We start from the raw sequence: 12347 nt of genomic DNA, 5'->3' as shown, positions 1-12347 counted from the left end.
TCGGCATTCTTGATCTTCCATGCGGTATTCAGCGTCGAGCGCGAATGGTTTCTCTTGAGATGTGCCGGCATCTTCGTATGGGCGAGACCTGCGGCGGGCACGTGCTAACTAACTCGGTGACAAAGAGTCGGTCAACCGACGAATGGCGATCTCGGTAGGACAAACGCAGGCAGCGTTGGCTGCTCAAATATTGGATTGCCGATGCAACGCCTGTGCGCGAAGATTATGTCGCGTTTGTGTCCGTGCTGAACGGATCATGTGCCGTTCAGGCGATATGCGCGTCGGATGTCGTTTACTGCATATAGATATATCTGAGAGTGATGGAAACAAGTTATGCCGGCCCCGTGGTTCCGACCGAATCCATGATTGCAGGGGCCAGTCGGGCGTCGATCAAGCAGCAACGCCCGATGGTCGTCTGGTTTACTGGCATGTCCGGCGCTGGAAAGTCGACGCTGGCGTGCTTGCTCGATAAAGAGTTACACACCCGCGGTTTTCACACGTTCCTTCTCGATGGCGACAATCTGCGTCTTGGGTTGAACAACGATCTGGACTTCTCCGATGCCAGCCGGCATGAAAGTATCCGGCGAGCCGCTGAAGTCGCGCGATTGATGGTCGACGCGGGTGGAGTTGCCCCTGTAAATCAGGACACGCAGACACCGTTAAGTTGATGATGCAGCGGTTCGCCGGAACTCCCGGGGGGAACGGTACTTCAGTGCCTTATGCGGGTGGCGTTCGTTGTAATGCTCAAAGGCGCCAGCCAGATGTGAGAGCGCTGTTGGCACATCAGGCTTATGCATAAAGGCAATGTAATCGTGCTTGATTGTCTTCACGAACGACTCGGCCATACCGTTACTCTGCGGCGAACGAACAGGCGTCGTCAACGGCTCCAGGCCCAACTCGCGGGCAAAGCTGCGCGTACGGTGGTCGATGTAGGCAGAGCCGTTGTCCGACAGCCATTCGATGGGTGCGCCTGCCTGCGGCGTGCCGAAGCGTTGCTCGACCGCTGCGAGCATCACATCGCGCACGACGTCCCCGCTATGGCCGCCAGTAGTCGCTGCCCAACTAATAGCTTCCCGGTCATGGCAGTCCAGCGCGAACGTCACGCGCAACGGCGAGCCATCGTCACAACGGAACTCGAAGCCGTCCGAGCACCAGCGGACGTTACTCTGGTCAACGGCAATGCGTCCATCATGTCGGCGGGTATCGCGTCGCTGGCCAAGGCGCCGGAGCAGCAACTGATGGTCACGCATGACGCGATAGACCCGCTTGGCGTTCACGCACGGCGCACCGGTCAATTCGTGACTACGTCGCAGCAATGCCCAGACTCGTCGGTATCCATAAGTCGGCAAGCCCGCTACATGCTCGTGGATTGCAGCGACCAGCTCCGTGTCGTCGGTCTGTCGGGCGCGGCGCCCGTCCTGCCAGTCTGGAGAGCGGGCTTTTCTGACTGCCAAAGCAGAGCGCGCCACGCCGAGAACATCGCAGACCGTTTTCATTGGTCGTCCCCGGGCAGTAAGGGCGAGCGCGCAATCCAGTTTTTTGAGCGGCCGTACTCGACTGCTTCCTTCAGGATTTCCGCCTCCTGCGTCTTCTTGCCAAGCAGACGCTGCAGTTCCCTGATTTCCTTCATCGCCGTGGCCAACTGCGAAGCAGGCACCACGGCTTCTCCAGCTTTCACCGCTGCCAGGCTGCCTTCCTCGTATTGCTTGCGCCACGCAAACACCTGGTTTGGGTTCACTCCGTGTCTACGGGCAACTGCTGAAACCGTTGCTCCCGGCTCCAGGGTTTCCTGCACGATGGCTACTTTTTCCTGGACCGAACGCCGACGACGGCGCTCCGGCTCAGTCAGAACTTCAATGCTTTCCACGATTTGCCTAGGCTTGAAACTAGTCACAAGACTCCCTCTTATTTTAAGGGGTGTCTCGTGTCCTGAGAATCAAGGGGCTACTCCAGCGGGCTTGATCGTGATTGCTTCATTCATTTCGCCGTTACGGGCGGATAGGGATGCGGCCAGAGCTTTGTTCGAGAGTGGTCAATTCTTTGAGGTGCATGTTGATGCGCCGTTTGAAGTCGTCGAGGCGAGGGATGTCAAGGGGCTCTATAAAATGGCTCGAGACGGCATGCTGCGGAAGCTCACTGGCATCGATTCGCCCTACGAGCCCCGGTTGCTCCTGAGTTGCGTTTGAATACGGCTGAACTCACTCCTCAAGATGCGCTGCGGCAGATACTCCTGGCAATTGGAATGCTGAGGGGCAGTACCAACTAGGTGCATGCGCGCCAGGTCGGAAGACTTGGGGTTGGCATAAAGCCGCGTTTAATGGGAATTTGTTGCCAACCGCGCGCTAAACCCCTGCGACATTATTTATGCAGACGGGCTATGCCGGTTATGCAAACGTTTGGCGTTGATGCGCTCCTTCTAAAATGCCCTGTTTCCGCGTGAGGCAGGCGTGCGTTTCCGTTACGCGCATGTGACGCTTGACAATCTTTTTTGCCGTCGCTGCGGCAGCTGTAGCGGCGAAGGCGGCGCCTGACCCTGCAATTCGGCTTACTCATGTAATATTTTTTGAGTTTTACGTGTGGATTTTTTTTCACATCGCGCCATTCGGCCCGACAGCATGAGACAATTCGTGCCGAACTTTAATTACCAAATCTTGCAATAAATGTCGCGTCTGTCTCGTCGTACAGTTTTCACCGCAGTCGCCTTCGGTGCGATTTCGCTTGGCGGTTGCTCGAGTATTCCGACTTCGGGGCCAAGTAGTTCGCAGATTAACAAAGTCGCGGCCGCTGCCAATCCAACGGGCATCCAGATTGTGGATGTGACCGATGACGTCGCGCGCAAGCTCTTTGCAGAGCGCAGTGTCGGCGATTTTTCGGCGACCTTGGGCAATGGCACGTCTTTCCAGCAGCAACTCGGCGTGGGCGACACGATAGAAGTGTCGATTTGGGAGGCGCCGCCCGCTACGCTGTTTGGCGCCGCGCAAATGGACTCGAAGGGCGGCACGAGTAACGCGCGTGTGACCGTACTGCCGGACCAGACGATCGATGGCAGCGGCAAAATCAACGTACCGTTTGCAGGTGAATTGAAAGCAGTCGGCCGCACGCCGTCCGAATTGCAGCGCGACATCACCGCGCGCCTAAAGAATATTGCCCACGATCCGCAAGTTCTCGTGAAGCTCTCGCGCAATGCGACCTCGTACGTCACTGTTGTGGGCGACGTAGCGAGTAGCAACAGGATGCCGCTGAGCGCGCGCGGCGAGCGTTTGCTCGATGCACTAGCGTCTGCAGGCGGCGTTAAGCAGCCGGTCGACAAGATCACGATTCAGGTGACACGTGGTGATACGGTGGCGTCGCTGCCGCTGCAAACTGTGATCCGCGACCCTCGCCAGAACGTGCCGTTGCATGCCGGCGATGTGGTGACGGCGTTGTTCCAGCCATTCAGCTTCACGTCGCTTGGGGCGACGGGTAAAAACGAAGAAATCAATTTCGAGGCGCAAGGGATCACGCTTGCTCAAGCGTTGGCACGTGCCGGTGGCCTGCAGGATTCCCGCTCGGATGCGCAAGGGGTGTTCATTTTCCGGCTTGAAGACGCCAAGGCTTTGCAATGGCCGACGTCTCCTGTACGTACTACAGCTGATGGGAAAGTGCCTGTGGTGTATCGCGTGAACCTTCGCGATCCGAACTCGTTCTTCGTCGCGCAGAGCTTCATGATGGATAACAAGGATCTGCTGTACGTGTCGAATGCGCCGATTGCCGAGGTGCAGAAGTTCTTGAATGTGGTGTTCTCGGTGGTGTATCCGATTATTACAGGGGTTCAGACGTTTAGGTAGGGTGTGCCTGGGAGCGCAGGGCGTTGGGCACGTCTGCTTAAAGTTGATGTGGTTGCCCGTGTCGATGTGTCGACGCTGCATTCGCCTCGCTCCCGCCCTTCTTTGAGCAGTCACTTTAATTTCGATCATGACGATTGTTTCCTACGCGCAGAACTTTGAAGACGTCATGCTCTGGCGTGCTCTGCACGACGTGGAGCGCGGCTTCTACATCGATATTGGCGCCCAGCATCCCTTAAACGATTCGGTTAGTAAAGTCTTCTACGAGCATGGCTGGCGCGGGATTAACGTCGAACCTTCCATCACTTATGCCGACTTACTCCGCAATGATCGTCCGGAAGATCAAGTAATACAGGCCGCCGTCAGCGATGAAGCGAGCATCCTTTGCTTCTATGAAATTCCTGATACTGGACTGTCGAGTCTTGATGCCGAGATCATCACTCATCATATAGAGCGCGGTTTTCACGTACGTGAAACAACTACCCCCTGTGTGTTGCTAGATGATGTCTTGGGACTGTGCGTTGGCCATGACGTGCATTGGCTAAAGATCGACGTCGAAGGGCACGAGAGAAACGTGTTGCTTGGCTGGCGAAATTCTCCCGCTCGCCCGTGGATTGTGGTGCTGGAAAGCACGCAGCCGCTTACTAATCAAGAGACGTATGCGGACTGGGAACCGCTTTTATTAGGCAAGGGTTATCGCTTCGCTTGGTTTGATGGGCTAAATCGTTTTTACGTGCACGAGAGTCACGAACGTTTGGCTGAGCGATTCAACGCACCGCCAAACGTATTTGACGGCTTCGTCCTCAGTGGCACGTCCAGTGCTTCATTCGCACTGCGGCTAACGAACGAGGTCGAACATCAAATTAAAGTGCGAGCCGATGAGCGTGCTGCGATTGCCCGCGAGCATGAGGTAGCGCAGGAAAAGATTCGTGCCGAGATCGCGCGCAGGGAGCAGCAGCTGCAAGATCTTGTTTCCAGTCATGCCGCAGAGCTGAATGTGCTAAGCGAAGAGAGGCGACAAGCAGCGGGCCGTCACGCAAGTGAATTGAGCGAGCTGCGGAAGGCGTTCACGCGAATGGAGATCGAGTACGCGGAACTGAAGACGCAACAACAAATCGAACAAGCCGAGATCCTGCGCCTTGTCGTTCAGGAGCAGGCATCGCGGGCCAGTACGGAAGCGGTCCGCAGTCAGCGAGAAGCAGACCTTGTTCGCCAGCTTCAGCAGGCTTCTGAGCATATTGCCAAACGAGAGGCTCTCTTCGCCGATTTGCACGCTGAGGAGCGCAACAATGCGTCCCTCATAGCGGAGCGACATCACGAAGCTCAGTTGCAGCTGTCCCGTGAACTGGAGCGAGCGCAACGCGAACTGGCATCTCTGCGCCACGAACAGACATTGCGGGCTCGTCAGTTCGCAGACGAAGCCAACAAAATTCGTAGGGATCTAGAGACCCAACTGCGGGAGCGGGCGAACCGGGAGCACCAGCTGGCCGCTCAACTCGCAAAATTTAACACCGAGCGACTCGTTCTCGTACAGATCCAAGAAGGGCAACTTGCCAATCAGCAGAGGCGGCTACTTGATCTAGAGTCGAGCGTCGCGACTCGCGAGCAAGATGTCAGAGAGGCGCGAGCGGAAATCAACGCGCTTTTGCTAGAGCGCGCGCGAACAGAGCGCGAGGTGTCTGGTCGTTTCGCTGAGCTGAGCGAGCAGCGGGTCGCTATCATTCAGGCGTATGAGTCGCAGTTGCGCGATCTTAAATCAAGTTTTGAGAAGCGGGAGGAAGAGCATGCATTGCGACTGGATACGCAAGAATGCAGGGTCCGCGATCTAGAGTCGAATTGCATGAAATTCGAGCAGGACGCGCATGCTCAAATTGCCGCTGCAAAGCACCTCATCGCGGAGTTAAGTCAGACACGGGATGCGCTGGCTCGTTCGATTGAACTTGGCGAATCCTCGTATCAGGACGCGCTCGTTGATTCAGTAATCGGGTTTCAGGCTTTGACTGCTGCTTGCTCGAACCCAGAACAGTATCTGGCGCTTTCCACGCAATTGGCAGGGGAAAATAGGGTTCTCGCTGATTATTCGTTTCGCATCATCAAGGACGAGCTCGATGAAATGCGTCAAACATTTTCCTGGCGTATCACTAAGCCTCTGCGTATTTTGGGGGGAAAGCACAGGCGCCAGAAAGCAATCACTCACTCGTTGATGCCGCGGGAACCTTCGCCACATAGCGATGCGTCGACGATTGTGCCAGAACCGCACGTCCGCGTCGGCTCATTTGTGCCGGATGACAAGTCCGGTGTTACCGTATCTAATGATTTTAGAATGCCTGCAGATCACTTTGAATCGAGCCCGATATTGCGCGACGGCATATATCACGTCGAAGATCTAGTTCGACTGAATGATATTGAATTTATAGAACACGCTTATCGTGCGATCCTCAACAGGGTTCCTGATGCGAGCGGGTTGCAATACTACCTAGGCCGGTTGCGCCTTGGTTACTCGAAATTAGGCATTCTTGACCAGCTCAAACGATCGGCTGAAGCTCGGAGCGCCAACACGGAAGTCCGAGGAATGGAGCGCGTGAAGTTTGTCAAATGGTCTCGCCTTCCGCTTGTCGGCAGATTTATTGCGCTGCTTGACGTTGAGGCCGACAACGAGAATCGACGTCGAATTCGTCGTATCGAAAACGCAGTGTACCTACTGGATCAGCGTGCCACGCGACGTTTCAATGACATTGACGATCAACTGACAACGGTCACGGACCGGTTGCATCAACTTGTCGCGAGTCTTCAAGTTGTCCGTACGGATACGATGGCTTCCGTTTCGCAAGTCGTGACGGACGGTGGTCCCACGGGGCCGTCGTCGGAAGAAATTGAGGCACGCCGGCTGACACCGGAAGCCCGCCGGCTTTTTGAACAACTACTTCATTCACCGGAATCGGTCCCGTGCGCATCGTAATCGACCTTCAAGCCTGCCAAACTCCTGGCAGCAAAAATCGCGGAATTGGCCGCTATTCGATGGCGCTTGCAAAGGCTATGGCCAGGAGCGGCCGAGGACATGAGCTCTGGCTAGCGCTGAACGGCCGGTTTTTGGATGCCATTGAGACCGTACGCTCAGAGTTCGACGATCTGATCCCGCAAGATCACATTCGCGTATTCGATGTCGCAGGCGCAGTGGCAGAGGCCCAAGCCGGGAATCACGCGCGACGCAATGTGTCAGAACGCATGCGCGAAGTTTTCCTCGAAGATTTGCGGCCTGACGTTGTTCACACAAGCAGCCATTTCGAAGGCTTCAGTGACGATGCAGTGACATCCATCGGTCTATTCGAGCAAAGAGCGATTCATGCGATAACTTTATACGATTTGATTCCGTTGCTGAATCCAGTCCCATATCTTGAGAACCCTGCTGTTCGCGACTGGTACTATCGAAAGCTTCAATCGGCAAAACGTGCCGATTTGTTGTTGGCCATATCGGAATCGAGCCGGCGAGAGGGGCTTGAGGGGTTGAGCCTGCCTTCTGAGCGGGTCATCAATATTTCGAGCGCAATTGATCCCATTTTTCGGCCGATCGAGATTCGGGACGAATATGAAGGTTTAGTGCGACGCCGGTACGGTTTGAGAGATCGCTTCGTAATGTACACCGGAGGGATCGATCACCGGAAGAACATCGAAGGCCTCATCGCCGCCTACGCAGCTCTGCCAAAGAGCGTGCGGAGCGAACACCAGCTTGCCATCGTTTGCTCCATTCGCGACGAAGACCGGCAGCGTTTGGGGCATCTTGCATCGAGCTGCGGTTTGCGATCTGAGGAAATTGTATTTACGGGGTATGTGCCGGAGACCGATCTGTTGGTGCTGTATAACCTCTGCACCCTGTTCGTTTTCCCGTCGCTGCACGAAGGTTTCGGGCTACCGGCGCTTGAAGCGATGGCGTGCGGCGCACCAACCATCGGTGCAAACAACAGCAGCATTCCAGAGGTCATTGGGCGAAGCGACGCACTATTCGATGCGAGGTCGCACGAGTCAATTACGCAAAAAATTTTTGAGGTGCTTCGGAGTAGAGAGCGCCTCCGAGATTTGCGCGAACACGGGCTAAAGCAATCTGCTCGGTTTTCATGGGATGCTAGTGCTGACCGAGCGTTGACGGCTATGGAAGTCGCTTTTGATAAGCGACGGTCGGAGTCAAGGGTTTTGGTTGCGCAGCCTGGAGTTCGGCCGCGCCTCGCCTTCATTTCACCGCTTCCTCCTGAAAAAACAGGTATCGCGGACTACAGTGCAGAGTTGCTTCCGGAGCTTTCGCGCTTTTATCAGATCGATGTCATCGTTAATCATCCCCATGTCGACAATCCGTGGGTTTGTAGCAATTTCTCAATCAGAGATCTGAGCTGGTTCGAAGCACATGCCGACGAATATGACCGAATCCTGTATCAGTTCGGTAATTCGGATTTCCACACGCATATGTTCGACTTGCTTGTGCGACATCCGGGTACGGTTGTCCTGCACGATTTTTTCTTGAGCGGAGTGCAGTACTGGCGAGAGCATCATCATGGAGTGCGTCAGAACTTCTCACGTAGCCTGCTCTTGGACCACGGCTATCGCGCGCTTCTTGATCATCTGGAAGGTGATTGGGATACCGCAATTTGGCGCTATCCGACAAATCGGGCGGTCTTCGAACATGCCGCAGGTGTGATTGTTCATTCACACTATTCGGCCGAAATGGCAAAAGTGCACTACGGCGAGGAAGTCGCAGATGAATTACGCGTTACGTCTCTTCTGCGAGTTCCGCCCGTATTTGATCGCGATACGGCGCGCAAGGCACTCGGCTTGGGTTCAGGAGACTACGTCATTGGATCATTTGGTCTCTTGAGCCGAACCAAGCTTAACGAACGACTTCTAGACGCCTTTTTGGCATCTAAGTTGGTGGACGATCCGAAATGCCAATTGATTTTTGTCGGTGAAAATGATGGAGGAATATATGGCCAGAATCTCACCAAGAAAATTAAAGACCATGGGCTCGAAAGCCGTATAAAGATTACGGGATTTGCCTCGGCTGAGCTATACAAAAACTATCTTGCTGCTGTAGATTCGGCTGTTCAACTTCGCTCGCTTTCCAGAGGCGAAACGTCGGCGGCGGTGCTCGATTGCCTCGGTCACGGGATTGCGACCATTGTCAATGCACACGGCACGATGGCGGAGTTGCCCGAAGCTGTGGTGTACAAGATGCGCGATCAGTTTGAGGATCGTGAGCTTGTCGCGGCTATGGAGCATTTTTATGCGAGCAATACGGCGCGTCTTGAGATCGGAAAACGGGCGATTGCTTATATGCGTGATCACAACGCACCGGAGAAGGTGGGACGCGATTACTATTCGGCTATCGAATTCTTCTCGGCGCAAACGGTACGCCTGCGCAGAAAGCGTTTGATCCGCTCAATTCAGGCGTCTACGTCTCAGCCGCTTCTGGCGCATGAATTGGCGGCGGTTGCAAAGCATATCGTTACTAACTCCAAGCAACCGAGGCGTGCGCAGTTACTCGTAAACATTTCGGAGTTGCATCAGCACGGTGCGCAGTCCGGTATTCAACGCGTGGTGCGCTCGGTGTTAGACGAGTTGTTGCGTTACCCTCCCGATGATTTGCGCGTTGAGCCTGTATATATCGACACCGATGGTGATTGGACTGGGTTCTGCTATGCCCGGCAATATGCCCTTGGAATGATTGGGCACGCGGACGCCTCGGTTATAGACGATGTTGTCGAACCACAGCCCGGCGACATCCTGCTGGAATTGGACCTGAATCAGGGCTCCGCCTTGGGCTTGATTCAGAGCGGCTTCTACGACCGATGGCGCGCCCGCGGCGTCAAGATCCATTTCGTCGTGTATGACCTACTTCCAGTTTTGCATCCAGAATATTTCGTTCCGGGAGCATTTGAAGGCTTCAACGATTGGATTATGGCAATTTCGTCTGTCGCTGATGGTCTCATGTGCATATCGAAATCTGTTGCCGATGAAGTTTATGCGTGGCTTCAGACTATCACTGTGACCCGCCGGCGCGAACTGGGCATCGGTTGGTTCCATCTCGGTGCAGACACGAAGAAGTCGATTACCACTCGTGGAATGCCGGGCAAGTCGGACGAAATGCTTGAGCACTTTGCTTCACGACCGACCTTTCTGATGGTCGGTACGCTAGAACCACGCAAGGGGCACAGTCAAGCACTTGACGCGATGGAGCTCCTATGGCGCGCAGGCAGCGAGGCAAACCTGGCAATTGTAGGTAATCCTGGTTGGATGGTTGATGACTTGTTGGCTCGAATTAAGACGCATCCTGAACTCGGTGTGCGCCTTTTCTGGATCAGTGGCGCAAGCGACGAGTACCTAACGAAGATCTATGCAGCGTCGTCCGCGTTGCTCGCCGCCTCGTTCGGCGAAGGATTCGGCTTGCCGCTGGTCGAGGCGGCACGGCACAAGTTGCCAATCATCGCGCGCGATATCCCCGTGTTCCGCGAAGTTGCGGGCAATCATGCACGTTATTTTTCCGGTGACGCGTCCGCCCTGGCAAGATCGTTGGGTAAATGGCTTGACGCACATATCGCGGACAATGTGCCGAGGTCCGATGCTATGCCATGGCAAACTTGGAGTGAGGCGACCGCACAGTTGATTGGCAATTTGTTGGACGGCCGGTGGCAATACGTGTGGCTGCCGGATGGTTCGCAGCATTATCGTGGTTCGCATCATTTTCTGCATACCCAATGCGGAACGAAGTTGCGCGGGCAAGTCACGACGAAGGGGGAAGAGGGTTTTTTGTTTTTCGGACCTTACATCCCGTTAGCTGCGGGGACGTACGAACTACAGGTATTTGGGAGCATCACTGCGGGACGCGTAGGCAACGCGCGTATTGACATCGCAGTTAACCGCGGTGGGCAACTCGTCGCGGCAGAACCATTGCGAGAAGCTGGGCACTCTGCGGGCGACGCTTCTTCTCTAATAGCAACGCTCAAGTTTGCGCTTAAGTATGCGTGCGACGACCTGGAGGTTCGCCTTTGGGTCAGCGACAAGTCAGAAATCACCGTCTCGCGCATAGCTATTTCAGAAGTCAACGAGGAGCATGCGGTTTCTGAAGCAACAGCAGTTTAAGGTTGCAACCGCAACGACGCTAAAAAAAGGGAAATTAGCGGATGGCACTCAAGAAATGAATCAGGGAAGATTCTTCTCAGGGCGCGTGATCTTCGACCACCAACCAAAAACTGCCGGACAGGCGGTGACCGTTTGGTTGGCTGCACAACTGGGTAGCGGAAGCGTATCGAGTAACCTCGTGGGCGACCACCGGGCGCTGATCCGCCAATACGGTGGTCTTTTCCCTGTGGTCAGCGGGCATATGAGGTTCGAAGGGGAAAATCTCGATCCCCGTTACCAATACATAACGCTACTGCGTGAGCCTCTGGACCGTGCTCTGTCTTGGCTGTCGTACCTCCTACATGACGTGGGCACCGTGCGCGAAACTGTCGCGATGATTGAAGGGGCCAAGCGTTTTTTGGCAAGTGATGGGCTCGATACTACGCCCGAATTTCTTGCTTCAATTAGCAACCCCTACGTCCAACATTTCGGCCATGTGAGACCGTGGACGGGGAACCTTACGGGCGAAGAAAAGCTCGCGGCAGCACTTGACGTTATCAAGGAGTATAACGTCGTCGGACTATATGATCAGATGTCGCATTTCCTGGTCGAATGTGCCGAGCTGCTGTGCTTGCCCGTGCCGGACTCGATTGCGCGAGTCAATAGCAGCAGTACGCGATTGGCGAAGGAACATGTCTCGCGTGCGTTATTTGCGCGCATCAAGGAGTTGAACAGCCTCGACCTTGCCTTTTATGCGGAAGTGGCAAACTGGAAACGAGACCAGTGGGCGTCCGCGCTGGCGAAGGATATTCCGAGGCGTTCCAGATGGGAAAAGTTTGATCTGCAAATTGACGAGCAATGCGTGACCACGTCAGCGCTCGACGTGCACGGCGTAGAAATTCGCGAAGGCGATACTGTCTTGCACGGTGATCCGATCACCTTTGAGGTCGACTTCACGTTGAACCAACCGGTGAACGAGCTCGAGATGGGTATTCATATCTTGGATGAGAATCGACGCTGGGCGTTTGGAACAAACACCACCCTGCTTAAGATGGCTCAAACAAATCTTGGATCTGGCCGCTATCGCGCAGCCTATCTGTTACTTGCAAAGCTTCCAGCGGGCGCTTACACGGCGGGTTTCGCATTTGGCGCAAAGGGTGCGGAAGAAGAGGCGGAGCTTGCGTGGCACAACAAGCTATGTGAATTTCGTGTCCTTAAACACAGGGACGACGTATCGGCGGGGTACGCGCACTTGCCGGCCGCTATCACGCTAAGTGAAATACCGATTTGATCGTCTGGAATTTGAATTGTCTGCACCGGAATGACCGCGGCAGCTGCGAGCAACGCAAGTTGACGTGGCTATCTGTGAGATTATTAGCTTAAATCGCGGCCACTTAACCACAATCATTGTTTGATTTG

Annotated in this window: 6 protein-coding genes and 1 pseudogene; 6 read left to right on the top strand and 1 reads right to left on the bottom strand. The window is 54.9% G+C overall.

The genetic code is table 11. From position 1 onward, the window contains the following. Positions 1-389 precede the first annotated feature (389 nt). Positions 390-641 (top strand): annotated as a pseudogene (locus AC57B6_RS12895) (adenylyl-sulfate kinase); the annotation flags it as partial. Between the two features lie 18 nt (positions 642-659). Here AC57B6_RS12895 and AC57B6_RS12890 read toward each other — a convergent pair. Then, positions 660-1858, bottom strand: a protein-coding gene (locus AC57B6_RS12890) for an IS3 family transposase (RefSeq protein ID WP_085952698.1) whose coding sequence is annotated in 2 segments (ribosomal slippage) — positions 660-1543 and positions 1543-1858 — 1200 coding nt in all. Because the reading frame shifts where the segments join, the coding sequence is not laid out codon by codon here. Between AC57B6_RS12890 and AC57B6_RS12885 the strand changes: the two genes are divergently transcribed. The 5 genes from AC57B6_RS12885 (at position 1797) to AC57B6_RS12865 (ending at position 12219) form a co-directional block, all read left to right on the top strand. Beyond that, entirely contained in the window at positions 1797-2186 is a 390-nt protein-coding gene (locus tag AC57B6_RS12885) for an adenylyl-sulfate kinase (RefSeq protein WP_496421487.1), read from the top strand. The two genes, AC57B6_RS12890 and AC57B6_RS12885, sit on opposite strands and share 62 nt — an antisense overlap. Positions 2187-2660: 474 nt before the next feature. Then, entirely contained in the window at positions 2661-3827 is a 1167-nt protein-coding gene (locus tag AC57B6_RS12880) for a polysaccharide biosynthesis/export family protein (protein WP_496421486.1), read from the top strand. Between the two features lie 127 nt (positions 3828-3954). Further along, on the top strand, positions 3955-6783 hold the full coding sequence (locus AC57B6_RS12875) for an FkbM family methyltransferase (protein WP_496421485.1): 2829 nt from the start codon (positions 3955-3957) through the stop codon (positions 6781-6783). Then, positions 6771-10949, top strand: a complete 4179-nt coding sequence (locus AC57B6_RS12870; protein WP_496421484.1) for a glycosyltransferase — start codon at positions 6771-6773, stop codon at positions 10947-10949. The genes AC57B6_RS12875 and AC57B6_RS12870 overlap by 13 nt, the downstream gene beginning before the upstream one ends. Beyond that, positions 10921-12219 carry a Wzt carbohydrate-binding domain-containing protein gene (locus tag AC57B6_RS12865; RefSeq protein WP_496421483.1) on the top strand — a complete coding sequence of 433 codons (1299 nt, stop codon included), beginning with the start codon at positions 10921-10923 and terminating at the stop codon, positions 12217-12219. Before AC57B6_RS12870 ends, AC57B6_RS12865 begins: the two co-directional genes overlap by 29 nt. Positions 12220-12347: the final 128 nt, after the last annotated feature.

Source organism: Paraburkholderia sp. BGA-UO-ETr-F12 (genome assembly GCF_059567945.1).
Note: the sequence above shows the minus strand (reverse complement) of the source record. Positions and strands in the feature narration are given on the sequence as shown.

Bases quoted from the DNA above. Each gene is read 5' to 3' on its own strand.
- AC57B6_RS12885 (WP_496421487.1), top strand. From the start codon at position 1,797: ATGGCTACTTTTTCCTGGACCGAACGCCGACGACGGCGCTCCGGCTCA.
- AC57B6_RS12880 (WP_496421486.1), top strand. From the start codon at position 2,661: ATGTCGCGTCTGTCTCGTCGTACAGTTTTCACCGCAGTCGCCTTCGGT.
- AC57B6_RS12875 (WP_496421485.1), top strand. From the start codon at position 3,955: ATGACGATTGTTTCCTACGCGCAGAACTTTGAAGACGTCATGCTCTGG.
- AC57B6_RS12865 (WP_496421483.1), top strand. From the start codon at position 10,921: ATGCGGTTTCTGAAGCAACAGCAGTTTAAGGTTGCAACCGCAACGACG.